This is a genomic window from Chelativorans xinjiangensis, from assembly GCF_009812055.1.
GTDB classification, from domain to species: domain Bacteria; phylum Pseudomonadota; class Alphaproteobacteria; order Rhizobiales; family Rhizobiaceae; genus Chelativorans; species Chelativorans xinjiangense.
In genome coordinates this window covers 105,528-120,582 of the sequence record NZ_WQNH01000002.1, presented here as the reverse complement: position 1 = coordinate 120,582, position 15,055 = coordinate 105,528, and the positions used below count along the sequence as shown (strand labels likewise).

The window sequence follows — 15,055 nt, the reverse complement described above, 5'->3', positions numbered from 1 at the left end:
ATGGGCGACGAACGCGAGGGCTTTGCCGCATTCATGCTGCGCTGCCGCGCCCGCGGCATCGCCTCGAACGCGCTTTTTGCGGCGATGGAGGCGACGCCACGCGCCGGCTTCGTGCCGGCCGAATGGCAGAAATGGACGTGGTCGAACCGCACGGTGCCCATCGAGTGCGGTGAGACGCTCGAGGCCTGCGACCTGCAGGCGGCGGTGATCGACGCGCTGGACCTCCAACCGGGCGTGCGCGTCCTGGAGATCGGAACGGGGTCGGGCTATACGGCCGCGGTGATGGCGAAGCTGGCAGAGCGTGTGCTGACCGTCGACCGCTACAAGACGCTGGTCGAGCAGGCGCATCTGCGCCACGAGGCATTCGGCCTCGAAAATATCATCGTTCGTCAGGAGGACGGCCTGAATGGCGTCGCCGACAGCCCCTTCGACCGCATCGTCGCATGGGCCGCCTTCGAGGAGCCGCCGCGCCGCTTCGTCGATCTTCTGACCAGCGGGGGCATCATGGTGGCGCCCGTCGGCCCAGCCGAGGACGTGCAGGTGATGGCCAGGTTCCAGAAGATCGGCAGCCGTTTCGAGCGCTCCGACCTGGAGCCCGTGCGCCTGCAGCCGCTGATCAAGGGCGTTGCCGAAGCCCTTTAGCGCGCCGCGCGTCCTTTGGACGCGCTATCTCTTTGAATCCACGCATCGTGCTTTCCGAAAACCGATTCCGGTTTTCGGGCCGATGCGCTAAGCGGATTAACCGGCCAGTAACATTAACGCGCTTTAATCATCCCTGTTTCGAGTAACGGGATAAGTGCGGGTAGTATCCATGCGTTTCGGCATCACAGGACAACATCGAAGCACTCTGGCACGAGGCGCGGCTGTCCTCGTGGTGGGTGGAATCGCCGCCGGCTGCAGCTCGGGCGCCGCCAGCCTGAACGACGGCCTCGTCACCAATTCCACCAGCAGCAACGCTCCGGTCATGGTGGCCCAGGCGGATCAGCCTTACCCCGGCGATACGCAATCCGGCCGGCGGGAGCAGCCCCGTTACGGAAGGATCGTCCGTCCGCAAGTGCCGGTGGGCGGTGCACTGCAGAGCAGCAACGCGCCGGCAGCACTTCCCAGCCCCTCCTCGCCGGTTTACTCCGCGCCGGCGGCAAGCCAGCCGCCAGTGTCTTCCCAGCCAACCGTGTCTTCCCAGCCGTTGCCCCCGCCGACGAGCGCGCAGGGAGGACGTTCCGTACCCGCCGCCAGCCCGCAGCAGGCGCGCGGCGAGCAGCAGCCCGCTCCCAATCCGCCGCAGCCGGCCAGCCAGGCGGCCGTGCTGCCGCAAGCACCGAAACCGCAGGACAAGAGCAACGGCCAGACCGGCAACACGTCGCCATCGGCCGGCGGCTCCTACACGGTGGCCTCGGGCGACACGCTCTACGGCATCTCCCGCAAGACCGGCGCCAGCGTCGAAAGCATCAAGCAGGCGAACGGTCTGTCCAGCGGCGTCATTCAGGTCGGCCAGAAACTGACAATCCCATCCGCCGGCCCATCCGCCGGCGCGACGGTGGCAAATGCGGCGCCGGCGAAGCGGGAGCAGCCGAAGGCCGCCGATCCGGTCACCACGGCCGCCGCGTCCCCGGCCAAGAAGGAACAGGAGAAATCCCAGGTCTCCACCTACACGCCGCCTTCCGACGACAAGGCGGCGAAGGGGGACGAATCCACCGAAGTTGCCGCGCTGACGCCCGATTCCACCGGCGTCGGCCGCCTGCGCTGGCCGGTACGCGGCCGCGTCGTCTCGAATTTCAGTGGCGGCAGCACCGACGGCATCGATATCGCCGTGCCCGAGGGCACCTCCGTGCGGGCGGCGGAGAACGGCGTCGTCATCTATTCCGGCGACGGGCTGAAGGGCTTCGGCAACACCGTCCTGGTGCGCCATGAGGATGGGCTGGTGACGGTCTATGGCCACGCCTCGGACCTGAAGGTAAAGCGCGGCGACAATGTCAAGCGCGGCCAGGAGATCGCGCTCTCGGGCATGAGCGGCGAGGCCGACAGTCCCAAGCTGCATTTCGAGGTGCGCCAGGGCACCAGCCCGGTCGACCCGATGGGCTATCTCGAATAGGTAAGGTCTCCCCCCGGATTTTGCGCCATCTCCGATGACAACACTATCGTGTGGGGACGCAGTGCGTGCCTTCACCCTCGTGGTTCGACAAGCTCACCATGAGGGTGAAAGCAAGGCGACGCCGGTGCAAGCCGCACCGTTGGAGGAAGGGCGTAAACACTAGCCCTCATGGTGAGCCTCCCGAGTTTGTCGAAGGACGAACCACGAGGGCGCGGGATGCAGCGCACCTCCTACCGTCAGTCCTTGAGGTTCTTTCCCAGCCGGCCAGCCAGGTCCTGGATGAACTGCCAGGCGACACGGCCCGAGCGGCTGCCGCGGGTGGTCGCCCATTCCAGAGCTTCCGCGCGCAGCGCTTCAGCCTCGATCGGCAGCGCGTGGTAATGCGCGTAGCTCTCGATCATGGCGAGATATTCGTCCTGCGAGCATTTGTGGAAACCAAGCCACAGGCCGAACCGATCCGACAGGGATACCTTCTCCTCCACCGCTTCGGACGGGTTGATGGCCGTTGAGCGCTCGTTCTCGATCATGTCGCGCGGCAGGAGGTGGCGACGGTTCGACGTGGCATAGAGGATGACGTTGTCCGGGCGTCCTTCCACACCGCCTTCAAGTGCCGCCTTCAGCGACTTGTAAGACGTGTCGTCCCGGTCGAAGGACAGGTCGTCGCAGAACAGGATGAAGCGGTGCCCATCCGCCTTCACCAGGGCCATGAGCCTGGGCAGGCCCTCGATGTCCTCGCGGTGGATCTCGATAAGCTTCAAGGGCGCGGCACTCTTCTTCCGCGTCCGGTTGACCTCGGCATGCACCGCCTTGACCAGCGATGACTTGCCCATGCCGCGCGCACCCCACAGAAGGGCGTTGTTGGCCGGCAGGCCGGCGGCAAAACGCCGCGTGTTGTCGGTGAGGATGTCGCGCACCCGGTCGACGCCGTGTATGAGCGACAGGTCGACGCGGTTGACCTTGCCAACCGGCATCAGCGACCCGCTCTCGGCCTGCCAGACGAAGCAGTCTGCTTCCTCGAAGCGCGGCTCGTCCGCGCGGGCAGGGGCGATACGGGAGATGACGTCGATCAGCCGGTCCAGCTTCTGGTTCAGCGCTTCGATGGTCTTTTCGCTCATGATCACCCTTCGAGCCGGCGGTCGGTTCACAGGTCAGTACCGTACGGTACGGTTCTGTCACAGCCATTCGCGATTTGCAAGCTTGACGCCGCATGGCAGCAAAGCGGGAAGACCGGCCGCGGACAGTTGCAAACGGGGTGCGAACATCTATATTCCCGCGCGAGCTTGACGGGCGGGCATTTCCGGCCCTTTCCGCATTTTCTAGGAGTTTTTCATGCTTGTAACACCGGCTTACGCCCAGGCGGGCGCGGGAGCACCCGACATTTTCGTCAGCATCCTGCCGTTCGTGCTGATTTTCGTGATCATGTATTTCCTTATCATCAGGCCGCAGCGCCAGCAGATGAAGAGGCGCACCGAGATGCTGGCGGCGGTGCGCCGGGGCGACACGGTGGTCACCGGCGGTGGCCTTGTCGGAAAGGTGACCAAGGTCATCGGCGACAACGAGCTCGAGGTGGATTTGGGCGGCGGCATGAAGGTCACGGCAGTGCGCACCATGCTCGCCGAGGTGCGGGTCAAGGGCGAGCCGACGGCGCCTGAGAAGACCGCCAAGAAATAGCCCTATTGCAGGCGGAAGGCCGGGCCTGGGCCCGAACGAAAAGAGGCAGCATGTTACATTTCCCGCGCTGGCAGACGTTCCTCATTTGGCTGGCCGTGGCGCTCGGCGTTGCCTACGCTGCCCCGAACGTCCTTCCGCAATCCTACTTCTCCCCGCTGCCGGGCTGGGCGCCCTCGCGGCCCATGACGCTGGGGCTCGACCTGCAGGGCGGCTCGCACATCCTGCTGCAGATCGACCGCGGTGAGTTGATCGCCGAGCGTCTGACGAGCACCCGCGACGACGTGCGCCGGCTCCTGCGTGGCGAACGCATCGGCTATACCGGCCTGTCCGCCTCCGGGCAGGCGGTGCAGGTGCGCATCCGCGATGCAAGCGAGGTGGAAGCGGCCAGAGAGGCGCTGGACGAGTTGGCGCAGCCCGTCGCCTCCGGCCTGTTCGGCTCCGGCACGGTCAGCGAACTGACGATAACGGAACCGGAGCCCGGCCTTCTGCGGCTGGAGCTGACGGAGGAGGGGATCAGCTACCGTCTGGCCACGGCGCTCGAGCAGTCGATCGAAGTGATCGGCCGCCGCGTCAACGAACTGGGCACTACCGAACCCATCATACAGCGCCAGGGCGATGACAGGGTGCTCGTCCAGGTGCCGGGCCTCGACGACCCCGAGCGCCTCAAGGACATCCTCGGCCAAACGGCCAAGATGACGTTCCAGATGGTGGACCAGTCGGTGCCCGTCCAGGAGGCGATCCAGGGCAGGCCGCCGGCAGGCACGACGGTGATGTACTCGATGGACGATCCGCCCGTGCCATACCTCATCGAGGACCGCGTCATCGTTTCGGGCGAGAGCCTCGTCGACGCTCAGGCCACCTTTGACCAGCGCACCAACGAGCCCGTCGTCTCCTTCCGGTTCGACACCAGGGGTGCCACCCGTTTCGGGCAGGCGACCCAGGAGAATGTCGGTCGCCTCTTCGCCATCATCCTCGACGGGCAGGTGATCTCGGCACCGCAGATCCGCGAGCCGATCCTTGGCGGTAGCGGCCAGATATCCGGCAACTTCACTGTCCAGACCGCCAACGACCTTGCCGTGCTTCTGCGCGCCGGCGCATTGCCGGCGACGCTCACCGTGATCGAGGAGCGCACGGTGGGCCCCGGGCTCGGGCAGGACTCCATCGACGCCGGCAAGATCGCCTCAATCATCGGCGCGGCGCTTGTCGTCGTTTTCATGATCGCCACCTACGGGCTGCTCGGCATCTTCGCCGTTGTCGCGCTCGTGGCGAATATCTGCATGATCGTGGCGATCCTCTCCGGCTTGGGCGCGACCCTGACGCTGCCCGGCATTGCCGGCATCGTGTTGACGATGGGCATGGCGGTCGATTCCAATGTGCTCGTCTTCGAGCGTATACGCGAGGAACGGGCGGCCGGCCGGTCGATCATCCAGGCGGTGGATTCCGGCTTCTCGAAGGCGCTGGGTACCATCGTGGATGCCAACGTCACCACGCTGATCGCCGCTGTCATCCTTTTTTATCTCGGCACGGGTCCGGTGCGCGGCTTCGCCGTGACGCTGGCCATCGGTATCATCACTACCGTCTTCTCCGCCTATACGCTGACACGCTGGATGGTGGCGGAATGGGTGAAGCGGCGCAGGCCGAAAGAGCTGCCGCGTATGCCGCTTCAGGTCGTGCCGACGGAGACGAGCATCGGCTTCATGTGGCTGCGCCGCATGACCTTCACGCTCTCGGCGGCGGCATCCATCGCCGCGCTCGCGCTCTTCGTCACCGTCGACATGAACTACGGAATCGACTTCAAGGGCGGCTCGAGCATCGAGGTTCAGGCGCATGAGGGGAATGCTGACCTTGCCGATATCCGAAGCCGCCTCTCCGGCCTCAATCTCGGCGAGGTGCAGGTGCAGGAGTTCGGCGACCCGCGCGAGGTGCTGATCCGCGTCCAGGCGCAGGACGGCGGCGAAAATGCCGAGCAGAGCGCCATCACCAAGGTGAGAAGCGAACTCGAGAACGACTATACCTTCCGCCGCGTCGAGGTGGTGGGGCCGACGGTCTCCGGTGAACTTGCACGCGCCGGCACCATCGCCGTTCTGGTGTCGTTGCTGGCGATCCTGATCTACATCTGGCTGCGCTTCGAGTGGCAGTTCGCCGTGGGTGCGATTTTGGCGACGCTGCACGACGTCATCATGACGATCGGCTTCTTCGTCATCACCGGCATCGAGTTCAACCTCACGAGTATTGCCGCCATCCTGACGATCGTCGGCTATTCGCTGAACGATACGGTGGTGGTCTATGACCGCGTGCGCGAGAATTTGAGGCGCTTCAAGAAGATGCCGCTGCCGCAGTTGCTCGACCTGTCGATGAACCAGATGCTGTCGCGCACGCTCATGACCTCCGTGACGACGCTTCTGGCGCTGGTGGCGCTTTATGCCTTCGGCGGCGAGGTCATCCGCTCCTTCACCGCGGCCATGATCTTCGGCGTCGTCATCGGCACCTACTCGTCGATCTTCATCGCCGGTCCGCTGCTCATCCTGTTCAGGATGCGGCCCTCGGTGGCGGAGACCGCGCCGAAGGAAGAGAAGGGCGTCGACGAGGTGGCGGCAAAGGGATGAGCGGTGGAATGCAGATCCGCGCGGCCCACTTTCCAGGCCGCGCCGCGATCGACGCCTATGGCAATGGCGGTTTCCGCTTTGCCGAGATGTCGCATCGCGGCTCGATCCTGTGTCTTCCCTCCGGTATTCACGGCTGGTCGGCGGCAGACGCCGCGGCGCTGCGCGAAGAGGATTTTGCCCGGCCGCTGGCAGAGGCCGACGCCATCGAAATCCTGCTGGTGGGTACCGGCAGGACGCTTCTGTCTCTGCCTCCCGCGCTTCGCTTGAGGTTGAAGGAAGCGGGAATGGCCGTCGAGACCATGGCGACCGGGGCGGCGGTGCGCACCTTCAACGTGCTTCTGGCGGAAGAGCGCGCGGTCGCCGCGGCACTGATCGCCGTCGATTGATATGGGCCCGGCCGAAACCGAAGCACTTGCGATCGTTCGCCAGGCCGATCCCGACCGGTATCTCGCCACCCTTTACGCACCGGCGGCGCGGCGCGGCGCGCTCTTTTCGCTCCACGCCTTCAATGCCGAAATCGCGGCGGTGCGCGACCGCATCAGCCAGCCGCTTCCCGGCGAGGTGCGCCTGCAGTGGTGGCGAGACGTGCTGGCGGCCGGCGATCCGGAAGCGGCGGGCGGCCACCCCGTGGCGGCCGCTCTTCTTAATACGGTGCGCACCCATCGCCTGCCGGCCGCCGCCTTCCAGAACATGCTGGAAGCGCGCATCTTCGACCTCTACGACGACCCCATGCCGAGCCGTACGGACCTCGAAGGCTATTGCGGCGAGACGGCATCGGCGCTGATCCAGCTCTGCGCTCTCGTGCTCGACGCCGATGCGGCGGAACGGACGGCGGCGCTCGCCGGCCACGCCGGCTGCGCACAGGCGATTGCCGGCCTTCTGCGGCTGCTGCCGATCCACCGCCGGCGCGGCCAGTGCTATATCCCGCTCGACATGCTGCAGGCGGCCGGCACCACGCGTGAGGCGCTGGTTGCCGGCGAAGACAGGGAGGGCGCGGCGCGGGCGGTGGCAGCCATGGCGGCGCTCGGGCGCGAGCATCTGGCGGCTTTCCGCGAGGGCGCGGGAGCGCTGCCTGGCTCGCTCCGCCCGGCCTATCTGCCCGTAGCGCTTGCCGGCGCCTATCTCGACCGTATCGAAAGCGGTGCTGTCGACCCGCTGGAAGACGTTGCCGCCATCTCTCCCCTATACCGCCACTGGCTGCTTCTGAGCCACGCCATGCGTGGCTGGTGAAACCTTCCTGGCCGTATTTCCGCCTGAATTCTTCGCTCCAAGGAGCTGTTTCATTTAGTTTTTTTATGAGAAGGGAGATTCGGGATGGCTGCGTCTGCGGGAGACAGGAACGCGGGAACGGGCTGGCGTGCCGTGCTCATGGAGATGCTGGTCGGCCTGCGTGAGGCCGTCCTCCGCTTTCCTCTGGCAACGATCTTTCTACTGGCCACCGCCATCCAGGCGCACCTGCTGATTGCCGACATCCACCTGTTCGGCTCGGAAGGGCAGGGCCGCTTCAACGACGATTCAGATCTGGTTTTAGGCTTTGCGAGCGGTGCGCTGGCTGCCCTTGCAGCTACGCTCTTCGGTGAGGCGCGGGGCTATTCGAGGCCGGCAAGGTCGACCATGGCGCTGGTTGCCGGCCTTGTAGCGTTCGCGCTGATGGCGCTGCCTCAGACCTTCCTGGTGCTGCAATGGACGCTGGTCCCGGCGCTTCTCGGCCTGGTGCCGGTCGCTCCCTTCGTCGGGCGCGGCGGCAGCGGGGCGTTCTGGATGTTCTCGGCACGGGCTGCCTTCGCCGCCTTGCTCGGCCTCCTGGCGCTGCTTTTGCTCGCCGGCGGCATCTCGGCAATCCTCGCCAGCCTGACGCTTCTGTTCGAGCTTGCCGTGCCGGACGAGCTTTACAGCCACGTGTGGGCCTTCACCGGTCTCTTCGCCGCGCCGCTCTTCGCCATGGGGCAGCTGCCCGACCGCTTCGACGAGGAGCCGGGCACGGCGGTGACAGGCTTCATGGACCGCGGCATGCGCGCGCTCGGCGATTTTCTCGCCGCACCTCTTCTCATCCTCTACGCGGTGATCCTGCATCTCTACGCCTTGAAGATCGTCGTTACGGGCGAGGTGCCGCAGGGGCAGATCGGCTGGCTGGTGCTCGTCTACGGCCTTTGCATCTTCGGCACGCTCATCATCATCAATCCATTCTTCGACCGGGCGCGCGCGCCGACACGGGCCTTCCTGCGCCTGTGGCCGTTCTTCCTGCCGGTGCCGCTGGCGCTTCTCTTCTACGCGGTGGCCTTGAGGGTAGGAGAGTTCGGCATAACGCCCGAACGCTTTCTGCTCGGGCTTTTCGGTGCCGTCACCACCCTTATCCTCGCCCTGCAACTTTTCCCGCGCATGCGCGGCGACATCCGTGTGATCGCTGGCGTGCCGGTCGTGGCCCTTATCCTGGTGAGCTTCGGGCCCCAGGGCGCGCTGGGGCTGTCGCTCAGGAGCCAGACCACCCGCTTTCTCGAGATCGTCGAGAACCCCCCGGTAGAGGGCGCGCGCCATGAGCAGGCGCTTGGGGCGTTGACCTTCCTCGAAAGCCAAAAGGCGCTCTCGCGTGTAGCGCCGGAGGGAACGGACATCCCGCCCAACGCAGACAACGCCTATATGGAGACAGCCAAGGCGTGGGGGCTCGACCCGTCGCGCCGTTTTTCAGGCCCACGCGGCTTTTCGTTCGATATCGGGCCCGAGACCGCGGTCTTCACCGTGAAGGGCTTCGACACGATGATCCAGTACATTAGTGTCTCTGTCGAAAGCGAGTCTCCGGTTTCCGCGCGCTTGCCCTCGGGACGCGAGGTCTCTTTCACCTTGGAAGAGAATGCGCTCGTCGTGATGGCGGGCGAGGAGATCGTGCGCTTTCCCATCTCCGGGCAGGATATCGAAGGCATGGCGCGGCTTGACGGCGCCGGCAGGCCGGTGGAGATTCCGGTCGATGCGGATGGCCGCAGGATGATGCTGATGCCGAACTATATTTATGCCGATCTCGGCGATCCGCCGCGACTGACCAGTTTTCAGGGGGCAATCCTGCTGCGGTCGGAGGACTGGCGGTAGGCGGCCTACTCGGCGGCCGCCCTTGCGGCGATCCCCAGCCAGTCGCGGCAGTCGGCAAGCGCACGCGCGCTCATCGCGCGCTTCTTCGCCAACGTCTTCTCCTTGCCGCGCAAGCGCTTTCCTTCCGTCCTCGGGACCTCGACCGGCGGAAAGAGCCCGAAATTGACGTTCATGGGCTGGAAGGAGCGTTTTCCCGGTTCGTCGTCGGCGAGAATGTGCCCGCCGCTGATATGGTTCACCAGCGCGCCGAAGGCCGTCGTCGGCGGGGGCGGCGAGATGGGATGGCCGAGGCGCTCCGCGGCGGCGAAACGGCCGACGACGAGCCCCATCGCAGCGCTTTCCACATAACCTTCGCAGCCGGTGATCTGACCGGCGAAGCGCAGGCCCGGCCGCGATTTAAGCTGCAATGTGCCGTCGAGCAGCGCCGGAGAGTTGATATAGGTGTTGCGGTGCAAACCGCCGAGACGGGCGAATTCGGCATTCTCCAGCCCGGGGATCAGGCGGAAGACGCGCACCTGCTCGCCATATTTCAGCTTCGTCTGGAAGCCGACCATGTTGTAGAGCGTGCCGAGCGCATTGTCCTGGCGGAGCTGCACGACGGCGTAGGGTTTTTCGTCGGGCTTATGCGCGTTGGTGAGTCCCATCGGCTTCATCGGCCCGTGGCGCAGGGTCTCTGGCCCTCGCTCGGCCATCACCTCGACGGGCAGGCAGCCATCGAAATAGGGCGTGCCTTCCCATTCCTTGAAGGTGGTCTTCTCGCCGTCGAGCAGGGCCTGCACGAAAGCCTCGTACTCGGCCTTGCTCATCGGGCAGTTGATGTAGTCCTTGCCGGTGCCGCCGGGGCCGACCTTGTCATAGCGCGACTGGAACCAGCAGACATCCATGTCGATCGTCTCGAAGTGCACGATCGGCGCGATGGCGTCGAAGAAGGCGAGCGCCTCGGCGCCCGTGGCCGCCCGGATGGCTTCGGCAAGGGAAGGCGCGGTGAGGGGGCCGGTGGCGATGATCGCCTGGTCCCATTCGGCGGGCGGCAGCCCGTCCACCTCCTCGCGCACGACCGTAATGAGCGGATGCGCCTCGATGGCACGCGTGACGGCCTGGGAAAATCCCTCGCGGTCGACCGCGAGCGCACCGCCGGCCGGCACTTGGCTGGCGTCGCCCGCGCGCATGATCAGCGAGCCGGCTAACCGCATTTCAGCATGCAAAAGGCCGACCGCGTTGGTCTCGGCGTCGTCGGAACGGAAGGAATTGGAGCAGACGAGTTCGGCCAGGCCGTCCGTCTTGTGCGCATCCGTGCCGCGCACGGGGCGCATTTCATGCAGGATGACGGGCACGCCGGTCTCGGCCGCCTGCCAGGCGGCTTCCGAGCCCGCAAGCCCGCCGCCGATCACGTGAATGGGCGCATGTTTCATGTCGTCCGAGATAGGGCGAAGACGGTGCGAATGCAACGAGAAGTGCGGTGCGGAAAAGGAGGGACTGCATAAAAAAACAACACCCGCCGGGGGAGGAGGTCCGGCGGGTGTCGTTTTGGTGACCGGCTATCGGGAGGAGGTGAAGGCCGGTCGCATCCGTCAGGGTCGGGAGGAGGTGACCCTGGCGAAATTCGTGTTCGTTAGAGCGACTTGCGCGCCACGAAGGGGATGTCGCCGCGGGCGATGCCGAGGTCGTTCAGCTCGCGCGAGGAAAGGCGGCTCAGTTCGTTAACCGTCTGCCGGTAGCGGCGCCAGTTGCGGTAGTTGCGGATCAGGTTCATCGTCTTGCTCACTTTGTTCGTCTGGTTTGTCCAACCGTCTTGTGAGCAACAGATAAGGGGCCTCGCGCCGCACCGGAAGAGATAATGTTGCATAGCAGCAATGCGTATTGTGCATTGCATCATAAATGCGCCGCGAAGCCGCCACGATATAGAGTGTGTGGGCGGCTGCGACGGGCGTGGCGCTGGTTGCCGCCCGGCAGCCAAAAAAGCCTGTTTTTCGGGCAATTTCCCTTTGATAGACCAAGGGCAGGTGATATAGAACCCGCGCTTTCGGGAGCGTCGGCTTTCGGAAAGCGGGTGTGGTGGAACTGGTAGACACGCAGGATTTAGGTTCCTGTGGCGCAAGCCGTGGGGGTTCAAGTCCCTCCACCCGCACCAGGCCACCCCGGAAAAGATCTTTCGGCAGGCTGAGCGGTGATACGCCGTCGGGCAGCGGCGCTGAATGAACACAAAGGTTTTATGATGCAGGTTAGCGAGACACTCAATTCAGGCCTGAAGCGCGAGATCAAGGTCACCGTGCCGGCCAAGGACATGGAAGCCCGGCTGATGGAGCGGCTGGAGGATGCCAAGAACAAGGTGCGGCTGAAGGGCTTCCGCCCCGGCAAGGTGCCGTTGCAGCATCTGCGCCGCATGTATGGCAAGTCCTTCATGGCCGAGGTGGTCAACGAGATTCTGTCCGATTCTTCCAAGTCCATCATCGAGGATCGCGGCGAGAAGCCGGCCATGCAGCCGGAAATCTCCATGACCGAGGACGAGAAGGAGGCGGAGAAGGTTCTTGCCGGCGCCGCCGACTTCGAGTTCTCCATGAGCTACGAGATCATTCCGCCGATCGAGATCAGGGACCTCGCCGAAATCAAGATCACCCGGCCGGTCTACGACGTGCCGGAGGAGGAGGTCGAGGAGCAGGTCAAGCGCGTGGCCGATTCCGTCCGCACCTACGAGCCGAAGAACGGCAAGGCGGAAGAGAACGACAAGGTCACCATCGACTACGCCGGCAAGGTGGACGGCGAGTTGTTCGAAGGCGGTTCGGCAACCGACTCGGAACTCGTGATCGGCCACAACCAGTTCATCCCCGGTTTCGAGGAGCAACTCGTCGGGCTGAAGGCGGGCGATGAGAAGACCATCAAGGTGACGTTCCCCGCCGAATATGCCGCCCAGCACCTGGCCGGCAAAGAAGCCGAGTTCGACATCACCGTCAAGCAGGTGGCAGGGGCCGAAGAGCTGGTGATCGACGACGAGCTGGCGAAGAAGCTGGGCCTGGAATCGGCCGACAAGCTGCGCGAGATCATCCGCGGCCAGATCGAGAACCAGTTCGGCCAGGTCACCCGCCAGAAGGCCAAGCGCCAGCTTCTCGACGCACTGGACGAGACCTACAAGTTCGAGGCGCCCTCGAAGCTGGTGGATGCCGAGTTCGACAACATCTGGGGGCAGGTGACCCGCGATCTGGAGCAGGCGAACCGTACCTTCGAGGACGAGGACACCACCGAGGAAGAAGCCCGGGAAGAGTACCGCACGCTCGCCGAGCGCCGCGTGCGGCTCGGCCTCGTTCTGGCGCAGATCGGCGAGGAGGCAAAGGTCGAGGTTGCCGAGGACGAGATGCAGCGGGCGCTGATCGAATCGATCCGCCGCTATCCGCAGCACCAGCAGCAGGAGATCTACGATTTCTACCGCCAGAACCCGCAGGCGCTGGCCGGCATCCGCGCTCCGTTGTTCGAGGAGAAGGTGGTTGACCACCTGCTCACCAAGATCGACGTCACCGACAAGAAGGTGAGCCGCGAGGAGCTTCTTGCGGACGACGAGGACGAAGCGGAGACGCCGAAGCCGGCAGCGGAGAAAAAGGCCGCGCCGAAGAAGAAGGCGGCGACCAAGGCAGAGCCCAAGAAAGCTGCGCCGAAGAAAGCGGCGGCCAAAAAAGCGGACGCCGAATAGCCCTGCCGTCCGTCGTCAGCGGCGCAACGAAGATAGGAAGGCCCTCGGTCACCTGCCGGGGGCCTTTTCTTTTCGCCTACAGATATTCGACGATGCGGCGTCCGGCGGAGATGTATTTCAGCGGGTTGACGGCGGTGCCGTTGTGCCGGACCTCGTAGTGCAGGTGCGGGCCGGTGGAGCGACCGCTGCTACCGGCTTGGCCGACGGCCGCGCCAGCATCCACCTTATCCCCCGGCTCGACCAGGATCTTGCTCAGGTGGGCGTAGCGGGTGGTGATGCCGCCGCCATGGTCGATCTCGACCATGCGCCCGTAGCCACCGTTCCAGCCGGCGGAGACGACGGTGCCGGCGCCGGTGGCTCTGATCGCCGCACCGCGAGGAGCGCGAAAATCGACGCCGGAGTGATGCGCCGGCCGCCGCAGGATGGGGTCGCGCCGCAGGCCGAACTGGCTGGTCACGGCCGCGCCTGGAAGCGGGTTGGCGATGGGGACGCGCCGTGCCGTCCGTTTCAGCTCATCGAGCCGCTGCAGCGCCTCGTCGAGCTCGCGCACCTTCTCCTCGAAGCCGATATTCGCAGCCGGCGCGATCAGCGGCCCGCCGACATCTTCCTCTCCATAGCCGTCGGCAATGGAGATGCCCGCCGAACCCAGCGCATCGGCGATCGTCTCGGCGGTCTGATATGCCTCCTCGGCAAGCGTTTCCACGCGTTCGATCTGCTCCGCTTCGATATCGCGCAGCGACCGATCGATCGCCACGAATGTGCGATCGGCCCGTGTGACCTCGGTTTCCTGGCCGATGCCGCGGATCGGCCAGGGGATGCGCGATGATATCACGCCGGCATAGGCCGTGCCGGTGACCATCTCGTCGAGTTGAAAGCCGCCGTGATCGGCGTCGGCGCGGATGTCGGGACGCGGGGAGGGGACAGGTATCTCTTTCTCGCCGACGATATCTCCGGTGCGCTCCAGAACAGGAACGAGTTGACCGTGGCGCTCGCTCAGCCGCTCCTGGCGTTCGATGAGCTCGCCCACCTTGCGCTGCATGAGTTGCTGGTCCAGCAGTTGCCGGCTGGTGACGCGGTCGACTTGCGCCCTGAGGGCGGAGATGCGGTCCTCATACGCCTGTTGCAGGCGTGCCTGGCGCGCCATAGTGGAGCCGATGAGGTCGTCGCGCATCACCAGATAGGCTGTCGCTGAGAGATAGCCCACTGCCGCGACCGTCAGTGCCGTGCCGGCAATCGCCGCCAGCCATGGGCGCACCGTGAAATAACGGATGTCGTCGCCGCGCGCGACGATAATCGTGGTCGGCTTTCTGCGCCCGCGGAATATGTCCGCCCCTTGTACCCGCTTCACCGGTCTGAGAGTCCATTTATCGAAGATTCCGATGAAGCCGATTACACTCCATTAGGGTTAACAAAGGCTTTGCCGGACGGCTTCAAAGTGCCTTCGCCGCCTCCAGCACCGCGTCCACATGACCCGGCACCTTCACCTTGCGCCAGACCTGCGCAACGCGTCCGTCCGGCGCGATAAGGAAGGTGGTGCGCTCGACGCCCATGTACTTGCGGCCATACATGCTTTTCTCGACCCACACGCCGTAGGCCTCCAGAACCTTCTTTTCCGGGTCCGAGACCAGATCGATCGTCAGCCCGTGCTTCGCCTTGAACTTGTCGTGGCTCTTCTGGCTGTCGGGCGACATGCCGACGATCGCCACGCCGAGCGCGTCGAATTCTGCTTTGCGGGCGGAAAAATCGATCGCCTGGGCGGTGCAGCCGCTGGTGTCGTCCTTGGGATAGAAGTAAAGAACCACCGGCTTGCCGTGCAGCTCCGACAACCGCAGGCTTCCGCCGCCGTCTCGCGGTAGCTCGAAGTCGGGGGCTTCGCTTTCTTTGTCGAGACCGGCCATTTAATCACCTCTCTTTAGCGTTAGG

Annotated in this window: 13 protein-coding genes and 1 tRNA gene; 9 read left to right on the top strand and 5 right to left on the bottom strand. The window is 65.0% G+C overall.

Annotated features, from left to right (window positions below; genetic code table 11):
• The gene (locus tag GM910_RS02245) at positions 1 to 642 is read left to right on the top strand and encodes a protein-L-isoaspartate(D-aspartate) O-methyltransferase (protein WP_159585867.1); all 642 of its coding nucleotides are present in this window, start codon (positions 1 to 3) and stop codon (positions 640 to 642) included.
• Between the two features lie 169 nt (positions 643 to 811).
• Entirely contained in the window at positions 812 to 2,092 is a 1,281-nt protein-coding gene (locus GM910_RS02240) for a M23 family metallopeptidase (RefSeq protein WP_159585866.1), read from the top strand.
• A gap of 236 nt (positions 2,093 to 2,328) precedes the next feature.
• Here GM910_RS02240 and GM910_RS02235 read toward each other — a convergent pair whose 3' ends face one another.
• Positions 2,329 to 3,207, bottom strand: a complete 879-nt coding sequence (locus GM910_RS02235; RefSeq protein ID WP_159585865.1) for an ATP-binding protein — start codon at positions 3,205 to 3,207, stop codon at positions 2,329 to 2,331.
• A 214-nt stretch (positions 3,208 to 3,421) separates the two neighbouring features.
• Here GM910_RS02235 and yajC point away from each other — a divergent pair, with 214 nt between their 5' ends.
• The 5 genes from yajC (at position 3,422) to GM910_RS02210 (ending at position 9,450) form a co-directional block, all read left to right on the top strand.
• Positions 3,422 to 3,763 carry a preprotein translocase subunit YajC gene (gene yajC / locus GM910_RS02230; protein ID WP_159585864.1) on the top strand — a complete coding sequence of 114 codons (342 nt, stop codon included), beginning with the start codon at positions 3,422 to 3,424 and terminating at the stop codon, positions 3,761 to 3,763.
• 50 nt (positions 3,764 to 3,813) lie between these two features.
• Positions 3,814 to 6,369 carry a protein translocase subunit SecDF gene (gene secDF / locus GM910_RS02225; protein ID WP_159585863.1) on the top strand — a complete coding sequence of 852 codons (2,556 nt, stop codon included), beginning with the start codon at positions 3,814 to 3,816 and terminating at the stop codon, positions 6,367 to 6,369.
• Positions 6,366 to 6,755, top strand: a complete 390-nt coding sequence (locus tag GM910_RS02220) for an Mth938-like domain-containing protein (protein WP_159585862.1) — start codon at positions 6,366 to 6,368, stop codon at positions 6,753 to 6,755. Before secDF ends, GM910_RS02220 begins: the two co-directional genes overlap by 4 nt.
• A gap of 1 nt (position 6,756) precedes the next feature.
• Positions 6,757 to 7,599 (top strand): phytoene/squalene synthase family protein, encoded by an 843-nt coding sequence (locus tag GM910_RS02215; protein WP_159585861.1) that lies wholly within the window; start codon positions 6,757 to 6,759, stop codon positions 7,597 to 7,599.
• An 84-nt stretch (positions 7,600 to 7,683) separates the two neighbouring features.
• Complete coding sequence (locus GM910_RS02210; protein ID WP_159585860.1) at positions 7,684 to 9,450, top strand: DUF4153 domain-containing protein; 1,767 nt, start codon at positions 7,684 to 7,686, stop codon at positions 9,448 to 9,450.
• A 5-nt stretch (positions 9,451 to 9,455) separates the two neighbouring features.
• Here the strand turns inward: GM910_RS02210 and trmFO are convergent, their stop codons facing one another.
• Positions 9,456 to 10,862: a methylenetetrahydrofolate--tRNA-(uracil(54)-C(5))-methyltransferase (FADH(2)-oxidizing) TrmFO gene (gene trmFO, locus GM910_RS02205; protein ID WP_159585859.1), complete on the bottom strand. Its 1,407-nt coding sequence runs from the start codon at positions 10,860 to 10,862 to the stop codon at positions 9,456 to 9,458.
• A gap of 200 nt (positions 10,863 to 11,062) precedes the next feature.
• Positions 11,063 to 11,203: a DUF1127 domain-containing protein gene (locus GM910_RS02200; RefSeq protein WP_159586039.1), complete on the bottom strand. Its 141-nt coding sequence runs from the start codon at positions 11,201 to 11,203 to the stop codon at positions 11,063 to 11,065.
• A gap of 293 nt (positions 11,204 to 11,496) precedes the next feature.
• Between GM910_RS02200 and GM910_RS02195 the strand changes: the two genes are divergently transcribed.
• Together GM910_RS02195 and tig are read left to right on the top strand one after the other, a co-directional pair.
• Positions 11,497 to 11,581 (top strand) — tRNA-Leu (locus GM910_RS02195).
• Positions 11,582 to 11,665: 84 nt separating this feature from the next.
• Complete coding sequence (gene tig, locus GM910_RS02190) at positions 11,666 to 13,132, top strand: trigger factor (protein WP_159586038.1); 1,467 nt, start codon at positions 11,666 to 11,668, stop codon at positions 13,130 to 13,132.
• A gap of 76 nt (positions 13,133 to 13,208) precedes the next feature.
• Here tig and GM910_RS02185 read toward each other — a convergent pair whose 3' ends face one another.
• Entirely contained in the window at positions 13,209 to 14,480 is a 1,272-nt protein-coding gene (locus tag GM910_RS02185; protein WP_159585858.1) for a M23 family metallopeptidase, read from the bottom strand.
• Positions 14,481 to 14,562: 82 nt separating this feature from the next.
• Entirely contained in the window at positions 14,563 to 15,030 is a 468-nt protein-coding gene (locus GM910_RS02180) for a peroxiredoxin (protein ID WP_159585857.1), read from the bottom strand.
• Positions 15,031 to 15,055 lie beyond the last annotated feature (25 nt).